The 13,578-nt window shown below is 46.2% G+C and carries 12 protein-coding genes and 1 other annotated feature; all 12 genes read right to left on the bottom strand.

From position 1 onward, the window contains the following. Position 1 precedes the first annotated feature (1 nt). The 12 genes from cysS to AB447_RS16505 all read right to left on the bottom strand — a co-directional run bounded on the left by cysS (position 2) and on the right by AB447_RS16505 (position 13,380). Positions 2 to 1,405: a cysteine--tRNA ligase gene (gene cysS, locus AB447_RS16560; protein WP_048355831.1), complete on the bottom strand. Its 1,404-nt coding sequence runs from the start codon at positions 1,403 to 1,405 to the stop codon at positions 2 to 4. Between the two features lie 3 nt (positions 1,406 to 1,408). Beyond that, positions 1,409 to 2,053, bottom strand: a complete 645-nt coding sequence (gene cysE / locus AB447_RS16555; RefSeq protein ID WP_048355830.1) for a serine O-acetyltransferase — start codon at positions 2,051 to 2,053, stop codon at positions 1,409 to 1,411. A gap of 76 nt (positions 2,054 to 2,129) precedes the next feature. Further along, positions 2,130 to 2,362: a binding site (T-box leader), on the bottom strand. Next, entirely contained in the window at positions 2,359 to 3,819 is a 1,461-nt protein-coding gene (gltX, locus tag AB447_RS16550; protein ID WP_048355829.1) for a glutamate--tRNA ligase, read from the bottom strand. Its footprint overlaps the feature before it by 4 nt. A gap of 80 nt (positions 3,820 to 3,899) precedes the next feature. After that, the gene (gene ispF / locus AB447_RS16545; protein ID WP_048355828.1) at positions 3,900 to 4,376 is read right to left on the bottom strand and encodes a 2-C-methyl-D-erythritol 2,4-cyclodiphosphate synthase; all 477 of its coding nucleotides are present in this window, start codon (positions 4,374 to 4,376) and stop codon (positions 3,900 to 3,902) included. Further along, complete coding sequence (gene ispD / locus AB447_RS16540) at positions 4,369 to 5,064, bottom strand: 2-C-methyl-D-erythritol 4-phosphate cytidylyltransferase (protein WP_048355827.1); 696 nt, start codon at positions 5,062 to 5,064, stop codon at positions 4,369 to 4,371. The genes ispF and ispD overlap by 8 nt, the downstream gene beginning before the upstream one ends. A 15-nt stretch (positions 5,065 to 5,079) precedes the next feature. Next, the gene (locus tag AB447_RS16535; protein WP_048355826.1) at positions 5,080 to 6,168 is read right to left on the bottom strand and encodes a PIN/TRAM domain-containing protein; all 1,089 of its coding nucleotides are present in this window, start codon (positions 6,166 to 6,168) and stop codon (positions 5,080 to 5,082) included. A gap of 119 nt (positions 6,169 to 6,287) precedes the next feature. After that, positions 6,288 to 7,364 carry a DNA integrity scanning diadenylate cyclase DisA gene (gene disA, locus AB447_RS16530; protein WP_046128830.1) on the bottom strand — a complete coding sequence of 359 codons (1,077 nt, stop codon included), beginning with the start codon at positions 7,362 to 7,364 and terminating at the stop codon, positions 6,288 to 6,290. Between the two features lie 3 nt (positions 7,365 to 7,367). Then, positions 7,368 to 8,747 (bottom strand): DNA repair protein RadA, encoded by a 1,380-nt coding sequence (radA, locus tag AB447_RS16525; RefSeq protein ID WP_048355825.1) that lies wholly within the window; start codon positions 8,745 to 8,747, stop codon positions 7,368 to 7,370. Positions 8,748 to 8,823: 76 nt separating this feature from the next. Beyond that, positions 8,824 to 11,256, bottom strand: a complete 2,433-nt coding sequence (gene clpC, locus AB447_RS16520; protein WP_006640291.1) for an ATP-dependent protease ATP-binding subunit ClpC — start codon at positions 11,254 to 11,256, stop codon at positions 8,824 to 8,826. After that, on the bottom strand, positions 11,253 to 12,344 hold the full coding sequence (locus tag AB447_RS16515) for a protein-arginine kinase McsB (RefSeq protein WP_048355824.1): 1,092 nt from the start codon (positions 12,342 to 12,344) through the stop codon (positions 11,253 to 11,255). The genes clpC and AB447_RS16515 overlap by 4 nt, the downstream gene beginning before the upstream one ends. Next, positions 12,344 to 12,901 (bottom strand): protein-arginine kinase activator protein McsA, encoded by a 558-nt coding sequence (locus tag AB447_RS16510; protein ID WP_048355823.1) that lies wholly within the window; start codon positions 12,899 to 12,901, stop codon positions 12,344 to 12,346. The genes AB447_RS16515 and AB447_RS16510 overlap by 1 nt, the downstream gene beginning before the upstream one ends. A gap of 14 nt (positions 12,902 to 12,915) precedes the next feature. Next, complete coding sequence (locus tag AB447_RS16505) at positions 12,916 to 13,380, bottom strand: CtsR family transcriptional regulator (protein WP_048355822.1); 465 nt, start codon at positions 13,378 to 13,380, stop codon at positions 12,916 to 12,918. Positions 13,381 to 13,578 lie beyond the last annotated feature (198 nt).

The following is a 13,578-nucleotide window of genomic DNA, read 5'->3' as shown; positions in this document are numbered from 1 at the left end:
TTTACGATTCTCCTCTTTTCCAGCGCGTTCCTTGAGGAGTATCCTCCAAAATGATGTTCATGCTTTTGAGCTGATCGCGTATTTGATCAGACGTAGCAAAGTCTCTGTTTCTGCGGGCTTCGTTTCTCTTTTCAATAAGCTCTTCAATATCCTTGTCAAGCAGCTCCTGCTCCTGAAGAGAGAATCCGAGAACGGAGCAGATCTCGTCAAACATTTGAATGAACGCTTGAATCACGCGTTCAGCGGTGTTCTTTTCCTGCAAATAATAATTGGCATGCTTAGCCAGGTCAAACAGGACAGAAATCGCATTCGCCGTGTTGAAGTCATCGTCCATTGCCGCAACAAAGGCTTCCCTCTGCTCCTCGATTTTCTCAAGCCATTCGGAATCGCCCTCTGTTAAATTTGTACTGCTTTTCAGGCGATGCTGCAAATTGCTATAAGCCGTTTTTAAGCGGCCAAAAGCATTTTTTGTATTTTCGAGAAGTTCGGCTGAATAGTTGATCGGATGCCTGTAGTGAACGGAGAGCATGAAAAACCGCAGCACTTGCGGATCGTGCTCTTTAATGATGTCATGCACAAGCACAAAATTTCCGAGCGATTTTGACATTTTCTCATTATCAATATTGATGTAGCCGTTATGAAGCCAATATTTCGCAAACAGTTTGCCGGTTAAAGCTTCAGACTGGGCAATTTCGTTTTCGTGGTGCGGGAAGGTCAAATCCTGGCCTCCTGCATGGATATCGATCGAATCCCCCAAATATTTTTTCGCCATGGCGGAGCATTCGATGTGCCAGCCCGGACGGCCTTTGCCCCAAGGGCTATCCCAGAAGATTTCGTTTTCTTTCGCCGCTTTCCATAAAGCGAAATCGAGGGCATCTTCTTTTTTCTCGCCCACTTGAATCCGGGCGCCGGATCTCAATTCGTCGATCGATTGATGCGATAGTTTTCCGTAGTCTTTGAACGACCTTGTTTTATAGTAAACATCACCGTCCGCTTCATAGGCATAGCCTTTATCAATGAGCGTCTGGATAAACTCGATGATGTCGTCCATGTTTTCGGTTACCCGCGGATGGCAGTCGGCTTTTGAGCAGCCGAGCGCACCGACATCCTCAAAATATGCCTTGATAAACCGGTCGGCAATGACCGGCACTTCTTCTCCAAGCTCATTTGCCGCTTTGATCAGTTTGTCATCCACGTCGGTAAAGTTTGAGACGTAGTGAACATCATAGCCTTTATACTCCAAATATTTTCTGACCGTATCATATACGATGGCCGGCCTTGCATTTCCAATGTGAATGTAATTATATACGGTCGGGCCGCACACATACATTTTGACCTTGCCTTCTTCAAGAGGCACAAACGGCTCTTTTTTTCTTGTCAGCGTATTATAAAGTGTAATGGTCACAACTCATCTTCCCTTTCTTTTCTCTAAAAGCTCCTGTTTCAGCTGCCTGATTTCGTTCTCTAATTCTTTGAAGCGGTCGGCAACGGGATCCGGCAAATCCTGATGGTTCAGATCGCGTTTAATTTTCTTTCCGTTTTGCACCACGACGCGTCCGGGAATGCCGACAACGGTGGAGCATTCAGGTACATCGTGCAGGACGACCGAACCGGCGCCGATCTTCGAGCCTCTTCCGATCGTAATCGAACCAAGCACCTTAGCTCCCGTTGAAATCATGGCATCATCCTCTATTGTCGGATGCCGTTTTCCTTTTTCTTTTCCTGTTCCTCCGAGCGTAACGCCCTGAAAGACCGTTACATTGTTTCCGATCTCACACGTTTCGCCGATCACGACCCCCATCCCGTGATCGATGAAAAAGCGCCTGCCGATCTTGGCTCCCGGATGGATTTCAATCCCGGTGAAGAAGCGGGCAATTTGAGAGATCGCTCTGGCGATGAAAAACCTTTTTCTCTTATATAAAGCATGTGCAATTCGATGCGCCCATATAGCATGTAACCCTGAATATGTTAATATGACTTCGATGTAGCTTCTCGCAGCCGGATCTTGTTCAAATACGACATCTACATCTTCTTTCAGCATTTTAAAGAACACACGATTTCCCCCCGTTCCCCGCTTCCTGCTTTCTGCTGTTATCTGTTTTGCGTATAAAAAAACGCCTCTGTCTGATGACAGAGACGCTTTTTACACGCGGTTCCACTCTGTTTAGAAAACAGCGGATCTGTTTTCTCAAACTCGAATCCATAACGGCGGATACCGCCTTTGAATACTTGTTTCGCGAACGTTCTTCAAAGGTCTCAAGAGGTGCATTTCTAAAGCCCGGCGCTTAAGTCTTTTCCAGCCGATGAAGACTCTCTCTTTAAAGGCCGCTGGCTTTATACTTCTCCCTGTCAACGATTTTACTTATTGATCAATGTACTCAGACGTTTTAATACGGTGTCTTTTCCTAATAATTCAATGGACTGCGGCAGCTCCGGACCGTGTGTCTGTCCGGTTGTCGCGACGCGGATCGGCATAAACAGTTTTTTCCCTTTATGCCCCGTTTCTTTTTGAACTGCTTTGATCGATGCTTTGATCTGATCTGCGGTGAATTCTTCGAGCTGTTCGAGCTGTTCGGCGAATGCACTCAGCACTTCAGGCACCTGCTCTTCATCTAAAACAGTCCTTGCTTCACGATTATACTCGATTTCTTCTTTAAAGAACAACTCTGTTAACTCGACGATTTCAGCGCCGTAGCTTAATTGATCCTGGTATAGGGAAATCAGCTTGCAGACCCATTCGCGTTCGCTCTCGGAAAGCTCTTCAGATACTTTGCCGGCTTTTTGCAAATGTGGTACCGCGAGATCGATGACCTGATCAAGGTCAAGCTTTTTCACATACTGGTTGTTGACCCATTTCAGTTTATGCGCGTCAAACACAGCCGGTGATTTTGACAAACGGTTCACATCAAATATCTCGATAAACTGCTCTTTTGTAAACAGCTCTTCTTCTCCGACCGGAGACCATCCGAGCAGCGCGATAAAGTTGAACAGCGCTTCCGGCAGATAGCCGAGCTCTTCATATTGCTCGATAAACTGGATGATCGATTCATCCCGTTTGCTGAGCTTTTTGCGATTTTCGTTGACGATCAGCGTCATATGTCCAAATACCGGGATATCCCAGCCAAACGCATTGTAGATCATAATCTGCTTCGGCGTATTTGAAATGTGGTCTTCCCCGCGAAGCACATGCGTCATTTTCATTAAATAGTCATCGACTGCTACCGCGAAATTGTAGGTTGGCGTTCCGTCTTTTTTAACGATAACGAAATCGCCGATGCCGTCCGACTCGAATGAAATCTCATCTTTGACGATATCCTTGAAGGTGATGACTTCCCCTTGAGGAACTTTAAAGCGGATGCTCGGCTTCCTTCCTTCAGCCTCAAGCTTTTCCTGTTCTTCTTTTGTCAGGTTGCGGCATTTTCCGGAGTAGCGCGGCATTTCTCCGCGGGCCGCCTGTTCCTCGCGCTCTTTTTCAAGCTCTTCCTCTGTACAGTAGCACTTATAGGCGAGGCCTTTCTCAAGAAGCTCGTCATAATATGTTTTGTAAATGTCATTTCTTTCAGATTGACGGTACGGTCCATATTCTCCGCCGACATCGATGCTTTCATCCCAATCGATGCCGAGCCACTTCAAGTAGTTGAGCTGGCTCTGCTCCCCGCCTTCGATATTCCGCTTTTTATCCGTGTCTTCAATCCGGATAATGAATTTTCCGCCTTGGCTGCGGGCAAATAAATAATTGAAGAGAGCGGTTCTTGCATTTCCGATATGTAAATGGCCGGTAGGGCTCGGTGCATAACGGACCCGAACTTCGTTTCCCATCTGTCAAACTTCCTTTCGTCTCAATCAGAGTTCAAATTTATATTTATTCTATCATCAAATGAAATGGTCTTCAAAATGAATTATGCCTTTTGGAGCAGAACGGAAGCCTGAGCAGCGATTCCTTCAGCTCTTCCCGTAAATCCGAGCTTTTCCGTCGTTGTCGCTTTTACATTAATTTGCGACACATCCGCTTCCAAACCCTCAGCAATTCTGGCTCTCATGTCATCGATATAAGGAGCCATCTTTGGTTTTTGGGCGATGATTGTACAATCAAGGTTCCCAAGCGTGTAGCCTTTTTCTTTCACAAGCGCCCACACATGCTGAAGCAGCTTGAAAGAATCGGCATCTTTGAATTCCGGATCCGTATCGGGAAAATGCTTTCCGATATCACCTTCGCCAATGGCGCCAAGGCAGGCATCCGCAACCGTATGCAAAAGCACATCAGCGTCGGAGTGCCCCAGAAGCCCTTTCTCATAAGGAATCGTGACGCCCCCTATAATAAGCGGTCTGCCTTCTGTGAGCTGATGGACGTCAAAACCTTGACCAATTCTAAACATGTTCATTCCTTCTTTCCGCTTCTAATATCGCTTCGGCAACAAGCAAGTCATCAGGGGTCGTCAGCTTAATGTTTTGATAATCCCCATGAATAATGGCGACCTTGCCTCCGGCTTCCTCGACAAGACTCGCGTCATCCGTCCCGAGAAAGCCTTTTGCTTCAGCTTCGGTATGGGCGTTCATTAAAATAGAAAGACGAAAAGCTTGTGGGGTTTGAGCGGCCCACAAGCTTGAACGTTCAATCGTTCCGGCTATCTCTTCGTCTTGAACGCGTTTTATCGTGTCTTTTACGGGTACGGCAACGATCGCTGCCCCCGTTTGTTTCGCTTTCATGACAAGCTCTTCGATATGCTCCCGTTTAATAAAGGGTCTGGCTCCGTCATGAACCAAAACGATCTCTTCGTTTCCAGCAGCTTTAACGCCTTGAAAAACGCTTTGCTGGCGTTCTTTACCGCCCGGAACGATCTCGATCGGTGTCCTGAAATGATGCTTTTTCAAAAGGTTGTCAAATTCGCCGAATTCGCGCTTATTGATAACAAGAATGATCCTTTTGCAGGCGTCATGGTCTTCAAACACCTTTAATGTATGAATAATGACTGGCAGTCCTTTTGCCTCGATAAACAGTTTGTTTTTCCCGGCATTCATTCGTTTGCCTTGTCCGGCGGCAGGAATGACGACTTCGTAATTCATCTTCTGTCTCCCTTTTTAAAGCGCCTTTTCCAGCAGTTTCGGCTTGGCGAAAATCATTCTGCCGGCCGCTGTCTGCAGCACACTGGTTACAAGCACATCAATGTGTTTGCCGATATAGTTTCGTCCCTCTTCTACAACAATCATTGTGCCATCGTCCAAATACGCCACGCCCTGGTTATGTTCCTTACCGTCTTTAATCACCTGCACTTTCATTTCTTCCCCTGGAAGCACGACAGGTTTAACGGCGTTGGCCAGATCATTTATGTTCAATACGGCGACTTTCTGAAGCTCGCATACTTTGTTTAAATTGAAATCGTTTGTGACGACGACCCCGGACGTCAGCTTTGCAAGCTTGACCAGTTTGCTATCGACCTCTTGAATATCCTCAAAGTCGCCTTCATAGATTTCAACTTTGATATCCAGTTCCTTTTGAATCCGGTTTAAAATATCAAGCCCTCTTCGTCCCCTGTTTCGTTTAAGGACGTCAGAAGAGTCGGCGATATGCTGGAGCTCTTCCAGCACAAACTGCGGAATCACAATGACACCTTCGAGAAATCCGGTCTGACAAATATCAGCAATTCTCCCATCAATAATAACACTTGTATCTAAAATTTTCAGCTTTTTGTCCTCTTCAGTCCGCTCTTCTTCAGCATTTCCTTTTTTCTTCCGGGACGAGAACAGCGTGAGCATCTCATCTTTTTTCTTAAAGCCTACCCGGAATCCGAGATAGCCGAGAAAAGCGGCGAGAACGATCGGGATGACCGTACTGATCAGCTGATACGGGATGTTTTTTAACGGGATGACATTGACGATTAGGAAAGCTAGCATAAGTCCGAAGATTAATCCTAAAGATCCGAACAGCAAATCTGATACAGGCGCTTTTATTAGAGAATCCTCAATCCCTTTCACCCAGTTGATCACATGATCCGCACACCAGATGCCCAGCAGAAAAAAGATGACGGCTCCCAAACAAGCGGACGTATACGGGTTTGTTATTAAAGGTATGTCCTGTGCGTTTAACAGCACAAACAATTCCGGTATTAGAAAAATACCGGTAACGCCTCCCAAAATCGCAAAGAACGCTAAAACTATTCGCTTCAACATACCTTCACCTCCTTTTATTATCGTTTATTTTTTATGAAAGCAGCTGTTTAAAGGGAAAACAAAAAGTAAAAATAATATACCCATAAATTGCAATTTTTAATCGGTTCCATGAAAATTTCTTACAGCTGTCTATCGATATAATGTTTTTCCTGAAGCCGTTTTAACCCTTTCTTTATCTTTTGGGCACGAACAGCTCCAATTCCTTCCACTTCATCTAATTCTTTTACATCAGCCTCGATAATAAGCTTTAAATGGCCAAACGCTTCAACAACATTTTCGACGATCGGCATAGGAAGACGGGGTATTTTATGAAGAAGTCTGTAACCGCGCGGGAACACATATTCCTCCATATTCGTAGTAGCTGAATAACCTAGAAGCTTCAGCAGAATGGAATCATCCAGCAATTCAAAGCTTGACATATCTTGAAGCTGTTTTAAAAGGACGAACGGGTCTTTGATTTTTTCTTTGACATAGTCTTTCACAAAGAGGGCCGCTTCCTGCTCCATGTCCGTGATCAGCTCGCTGACTTGGAGCCTGATTAAATGTCCTTCCGTGCCCAGCTCTTTAATATACATATTAATCTCATTTTTGATTCTCAGCACCATTTCATAGCGATGCATCACGGAAATGACGTCGCCGAATGTGACGAGCTCTTCGAACTCCAAAGCGCTCAATGTCGAAATGGCATTGTCTAAAATCAGCTTGTATTTTTCAAGAGTCTGAATCGCCTGATTGGCTTTTGTTAAAATAAAGCCGATATCTTTTAAAATATATTTCATGTTTTCCTGATAAAGCGTGATCACATTCCGTCTTTCGGATATGGCGATGATCAGGCACCCTGTCTGCTTTGCCACACGCTCCGCGGTTCTGTGCCTCATCCCTGTTTCCGAGGAAGGAATCGTGGCTTCCGGCATGAGCTGCGTATTGGCATAGAGAATTTTCTGTCCCGAATCGCTCAGAATAATCGCACCGTCCATTTTCGCAAGCTCGTACAAATGGGCGGGTGAAAAAGCGGAATTAATGTGAAATCCGCCGTCAACAACCTCTTTTACTTTATCGTTAAAACCGACGACGATTAACCCGCCCGTTTTCGCCCGCAGCACATTTTCGATTCCCTCGCGGAGGGGCGTCCCCGGCGCGACAAACTGCAAAATTTCTGAAAGGTCCTGTTTCGCTCCTTTTTTTTCTTTTTCCATCTATTATGATCCTCCTAATGAAGTTCGAAGAGCCTCAGCTACATTTTCAACACCGACGACCTCAATTCCTTTCGGTTTTGTCCATCCGTCCGCATTTGCGGCAGGGATGATCATTCTCTTGAACCCGAGCTTGGCCGCTTCCTGAACCCTCTGTTCGATTCTCGATACTCTGCGGACCTCTCCTGTCAGCCCGACCTCACCTATAAAACAATCGGTCGGACTCGGCGGGGTATCCCGGAAGCTTGACGCAATGCTCACGGCAACGGCAAGGTCTATCGCCGGTTCGTCGAGCTTCACGCCGCCGGCAACTTTTAAATAGGCATCCTGGTTTTGAAGAAGCAGACCGACCCTTTTTTCCAGCACGGCCATCAATAGCGACACACGGTTATGATCGATCCCGGTAGCCATCCTGCGGGGATTGCCGAAGCTTGTCGGCGAAATCAGCGCCTGAATTTCGACGAGGACCGGCCTCGTCCCTTCCATTGACGCTACGACGCTCGATCCGGCTGCGCCCGCCGAACGCTCTTCAAGAAAAATTTCCGACGGGTTCAGCACCTCTGTGAGGCCTTCTTCCCTCATCTCAAAAATCCCCATTTCATTTGTCGAACCGAACCGGTTTTTGACGGCTCGTAAAATCCGGAAGGTATGATGCCTCTCCCCTTCAAAATAAAGGACGGTGTCGACCATATGTTCAAGCAGTCTCGGTCCGGCAATCGATCCTTCTTTCGTGACGTGTCCGACGATAAAAATCGGAATTCCTTTTGTTTTGGCAATCCTCATCAGCTCCGCGGTACACTCCCTTACCTGGGACACGCTGCCCGGGGCAGAGGTAATGTCGCTTTGATAAACGGTTTGAATCGAATCCACCACAACAAATGAAGGGTTCATCTCTTCTATAGAAGACGTAATATACTCCATATCGGTTTCAGATAAAACGTGCAGAGTTGAATTGTTGATCCCAAGCCGGTCCGCTCTCAGCTTTGTTTGTTTGACAGATTCTTCTCCTGATATGTACAGGACGTTTTCATTGGCATCGGCAAGCTGGGCAGATACCTGCAGCAGCAATGTCGACTTTCCGATACCGGGATCGCCTCCGATTAAGACAAGCGAGCCCTTGACGATTCCATCGCCCAACACACGGTTGAATTCGCCCAGTTTCGTCTTGATTCGCGGCTCTTCCGTCGTTTCGATCGATGAGATGGGCGACGGTTTCTGAACCCTTTGAACGGAATGTGCAAAAGCGGTTCTTCGGTTGGCGGCCGGCTTTTTAACCGTTTCTTCCACCATCGTGTTCCATGCGCCGCATCCCGGGCACTTTCCCATCCACTTGGCGGACTCATAACCGCACGATTGGCAGATAAATTTAGTCTTTGTTTTAGCCATAGATTTTTTAAATCTCCCTTTTATAAGAAAGTGAGGCATACTGGTCAAACGTATGCCTCTTTCTTTTTTCTCTATATTAGTTCGTTTTAGCTTCTGTTTTTACGACAAACTCTCCGTTTTCTACATCGAGCACGATATGCTGTCCTTTTGTAATATTGCCCTTCAAGAGCTCTTCAGACAGCCGGTCTTCGACGTGTTTCTGGATGGCTCTTCTGAGCGGACGGGCTCCGTATTCAAGGTCAACGCCTTCTTCGGCGATTTTTTCTTTTGCCGCCTCTGTCAATTCAATGGAAAGGTCCTGTTCTTTCAGACGCTTTGTCAATTGGTCTGACATGAGGGAGACGATGTCTTTCAAATGTTTTTTCTCCAGTGAGTGGAAAACGATAATTTCATCAATCCGGTTGATGAACTCCGGTCTGAAGGCGCGTTTTAATTCGCCCATCACTTTGTCTTTCATATCTTTGTAATTCTGCGTTTCGTCCTGTACGTTAAACCCGACGTATTTATTTCTTCTCAGCTCGCTTGCGCCGACGTTTGACGTCATAATCAGGATCGTATTTCTAAAGTCAACAGTGCGTCCTTTTGAATCGGTCAAACGGCCGTCTTCAAGCACTTGCAGCAGAATATTGAAGACGTCAGGGTGGGCTTTTTCAATCTCATCGAGCAGGACGACTGAATAAGGTTTTCTTCTCACCTTTTCAGTAAGCTGTCCGCCCTCATCATAGCCGACATATCCCGGAGGAGAACCGACGAGTCTTGATGTCGAATGCTTCTCCATATACTCTGACATATCGATGCGGATCATCGCTTCTTCATCACCGAAAATCGATTCCGCAAGCGCGCGGGCAAGCTCTGTTTTGCCGACGCCGGTCGGTCCGAGGAAAATAAACGAGCCGATCGGACGTTTCGGATCTTTCAGTCCGGCGCGCGCACGTCTTACTGCTTTCGCAACGGCGACTACCGCTTCATCCTGACCGATAACCCGCGAATGAAGAATGCTTTCCATATTCAGCAGCTTATCTGTTTCAGTCTGAGCGATTTTTGACACAGGCACTCCGGTCCAGCTTGATACAACCATCGCAATATCGTCAACCGTCACTTCGGAGTTTTCTTGCCCCTGCTTTTCTTTCCACGTTTTCTTCGTTTCTTCTACCTGTTCCCGCAAACGCTGCTCCGTATCACGCAATGACGCTGCTTTTTCAAATTCCTGGCTTTGAACTGCGGCATCTTTTTCTTTACGGACTTCATCGAGCTTTTGTTCAAGCTCTTTCAGGTTAGGAGGCGTTGTAAATGAACGCAGGCGAACCTTTGAACCGGCCTCATCGATTAAATCGATCGCTTTGTCAGGCAGGAAGCGGTCGGAAATATACCGGTCTGACAGTTTAACAGCGGCTTCGATCGCTTCGTCAGTGATAGAGACGCGGTGATGTGCTTCATAACGGTCACGCAGCCCTTTCAAAATCTGAATGCTTTCCTCAGGTGACGGCTGGTCTACCTGAATCGGCTGAAAGCGCCGTTCAAGCGCAGCGTCTTTTTCAATGTATTTACGATATTCGTCAAGTGTTGTAGCCCCGATGCATTGCAATTCTCCGCGCGCCAGGGAAGGCTTCAGGATATTGGAGGCGTCAATTGCGCCTTCAGCGCCGCCTGCACCAATTAATGTATGAAGTTCATCGATAAACAGGATGATGTTTCCTGCCTGACGGATTTCGTCCATTACTTTTTTAAGGCGGTCTTCAAATTCCCCGCGGTATTTTGTACCTGCAACAACAGTTCCCATATCAAGCGTCATCACCCGCTTGTCGCGTAAAATTTCAGGTACTTCATTATTGATAATCTGCTGGGCTAAGCCTTCAGCTATCGCTGTCTTACCGACGCCGGGCTCCCCGATTAACACAGGATTGTTTTTCGTTCTGCGGCTCAGTACTTCGATGACGCGCTGAATTTCTTTGCTGCGCCCGATGACCGGATCGAGGCTGTCCTCTTTCGCAATCGCGGTCAAATCGCGGGCGAGGCTGTCCAAGGTAGGTGTGTTGGCATTGCTATTTGCCCCGGACGCACCGCCTCCGCTCTCATTGCTGCCCAACAGCTGCAGCACCTGTTGTCTTGCTTTATTCAAGCTGACGCCCAAATTGTTCAGCACTCTGGCAGCGACGCCTTCGCCTTCACGAATTAATCCCAGGAGGATGTGCTCGGTTCCGACATATGAATGCCCGAGCTTCCTCGCTTCATCCATCGCAAGTTCCGTCACTTTTTTTGCCCTCGGTGTATAGTGAATGGACTGGGACATTTCCTGTCCGCGGCCGATCAGGCTTTCGACCTCTTTTTGTATTTTATCGGGGCTGAGTCCCAGCGCCTGCAGCGCCTTTGCAGCAATCCCTTCTCCCTCGCGGACAAGTCCCAGCAGGATATGCTCAGTTCCAATATTATTGTGCCCGAGACGCAGAGCCTCTTCTTGGGCAAGCGCCAATACTTTTTGTGCTCTTTCTGTGAATCTTCCAAACATCATACCGTTTCATCCTCCTGTCTATTGCCGTTGTTTTCTAATTTCAATCGTTCTCTGATGAGGGCTGCTCTCCTGATGTCCCTCTCGTTAGCCCTTAATGCGCCTCCCGAATATTGCTGCAGGAAACCGGGCTGAGTTAGAATCATCAGCTCATTCAATATATTCCTCGAAAGACCTTTAATGATACCGAGGTCAATTCCGAGCCGAACGTCTGAAAGGCATCTTGCCGTCTCTTTTGATTCGATCATCCGACAGTTCGATAAAACGCCGTAAGATCTGTAGACACGGTCTTCAAGCTCGATTTGCGAAGTCTGATAAAGCGCCCTCCTCGCAGACCGTTCTTGTTCGATTAACTGGGCAACCACGCTGTTAAGGTCTTCAACAATGTCATGCTCCGATTTTCCAAGAGTGATTTGATTCGAAATTTGAAAGATATTCCCTAAAGCTTCGCTGCCTTCACCGTAAATTCCTCTAACCACAAGGCCCAATTGATTAATTGCCGGTATAATTCGATTAATTTGCCTTGTTAATACGAGAGCAGGAAGGTGCATCATGACAGATGCCCTGAGTCCCGTTCCCACATTCGTAGGGCAGCTTGTCAAATAGCCTCTTTGCTCAGAGAAAGCGTAATCGATTCTTTCTTCAATCCAATCATCGACTTGATTGGTTGCTTTTAAAGCTTCAGACAGCTGAAACCCAGGGAACAGGCATTGAATGCGGACATGGTCCTCTTCATTCAGCATAATGCTGACCTCTTCATTTTCAGAAAGAAGGCACGCACCGAAAGAGGCTTCTGTCAAATGCGGGCTGATCAAATGCTTCTCAACAAGCACCCTTTTCTCCAGCGGCTGAAGCTGCTCCATTTTCACCAGTTCAAACTTACCGATGCCCGGCACTTCATATCCGGTGAATTGCTCTTCAAATAAGGCAATAATGGCTGAAGCCTCTTCATTTGAAAAAAGTGTGGGAAATCGGACTTTCTCTAAATTGCGGGCAAGACGAATCCTGCTGCTCAGCACGATGTCACTTTCAGGGCCTTCTTGCCGCATCCAATTGCTTAAAGCGTCCTGAATAAAATGCTGCAGTGACATCAGTCTTCCCCCTCCTTATTGTTTGTGTTTAAGTTTTGTTCTAGTGACCTGATCTGGTCCCTGACATTGGCCGCTTTTTCAAACTCCTCCTGCTGAATCAATTCGTTAAGCTCTCTTTTCAACGTATCGATTTGTCTTCTCACATGTAGGTTTCCGCCGATCCGCTTCGGAATTTTTCCAGCATGGACGGTGTTGCCACTATGGACTTTTCGTAAAATCGGGGTGATGTAAGAGTGAAATGTTTTATAGCACTCCGAACATCCAAAACGCCCTGTTTTTCGGAATTCGGGGAATGACATATTGCACTTTTTGCAGCGCAAGACTTGTTCAGGCTGCTGAAAAAGCTGAGCCTCCCCGGTGTTTGTAAATGATGAATCAAAATTCAACAAACCGGATAATAAATTATGAATAGAAAATCCGTTGTTCTCATTCATAGAGTATGATTCACTGTTCTCTTTCGCACATTGTTCGCAAATATGCATTTCTTGTTTCTCGCCATTAATGACTTTCGTAAAGTGAAAAGTTGCCGGCCTTTCTTTACATTCTTGACATATCACGCTTTTCACCCTCTTTACTTAAATTTCAGTGATTGCAGCATAGCTTTCATCATTCTAGCTCTTAACTCATCGCGTTCAGGTAAATCAATATATAGAACAGAACGATCCATTACACTGACCATCAATTTTGCTTCACTTTCCGTGATCACTCCATTTTCCAAAAGCCGTAAAATGATGTCATCTGAAGCAGCCTGCGAAAGCCTTGTGTAGATTTGATCCAAAATATTATTGATCAAATCGATTTTGTCGTTCATTTTAATTTTAATAATTCGGATATATCCTCCGCCGCCTCGTTTGCTTTCAACAATATACCCGCGTTCACTTGTGAACCGCGTATTGATCACGTAATTGATCTGAGAAGGTACGCACTGGAACTTATCGGCGATTTCGCTCCGTTTAATCTCCAAAATTTCCTTCCCGTTTTTTTCTAATATTTGTTTTAAATATTGTTCGATGATATCGGAAATGTTTTGCCCCACTCAGCCCCCTCCTTCACTTGACTTTGACTATATTTGACTTTAATCTTACTATAAGTGGTTTTTTATTTTTTTTCAACTAATTGCTCTTTACTCTTTATTATTTCCACTTTTGACTGTCATAAAACACGAAGAAAAAATGCACGACAAAAAAGGCCAGCTTAGTAAAGCTGGCCTTTCAGGTTGCTTGGCGGCGTCCTA

Origin of the sequence: Bacillus glycinifermentans (assembly GCF_001042475.2) — a bacterium.
GTDB classification, from domain to species: Bacteria; Bacillota; Bacilli; order Bacillales; family Bacillaceae; genus Bacillus; species Bacillus glycinifermentans.
Note: the sequence above shows the minus strand (reverse complement) of the source record. Positions and strands in the feature narration are given on the sequence as shown.

Coding starts and splice junctions, on each gene's coding strand:
- gltX (WP_048355829.1), bottom strand. CDS start 3,819: ATGGGAAACGAAGTTCGGGTCCGTTATGCACCGAGCCCTACCGGCCAT.
- disA (WP_046128830.1), bottom strand. CDS start 7,364: ATGGAAAAAGAAAAAAAAGGAGCGAAACAGGACCTTTCAGAAATTTTG.
- AB447_RS16515 (WP_048355824.1), bottom strand. CDS start 12,344: ATGTCACTGCAGCATTTTATTCAGGACGCTTTAAGCAATTGGATGCGG.
- AB447_RS16535 (WP_048355826.1), bottom strand. CDS start 6,168: ATGTTGAAGCGAATAGTTTTAGCGTTCTTTGCGATTTTGGGAGGCGTT.
- clpC (WP_006640291.1), bottom strand. CDS start 11,256: ATGATGTTTGGAAGATTCACAGAAAGAGCACAAAAAGTATTGGCGCTT.
- ispD (WP_048355827.1), bottom strand. CDS start 5,064: ATGAATTACGAAGTCGTCATTCCTGCCGCCGGACAAGGCAAACGAATG.
- radA (WP_048355825.1), bottom strand. CDS start 8,747: ATGGCTAAAACAAAGACTAAATTTATCTGCCAATCGTGCGGTTATGAG.
- ispF (WP_048355828.1), bottom strand. CDS start 4,376: ATGTTTAGAATTGGTCAAGGTTTTGACGTCCATCAGCTCACAGAAGGC.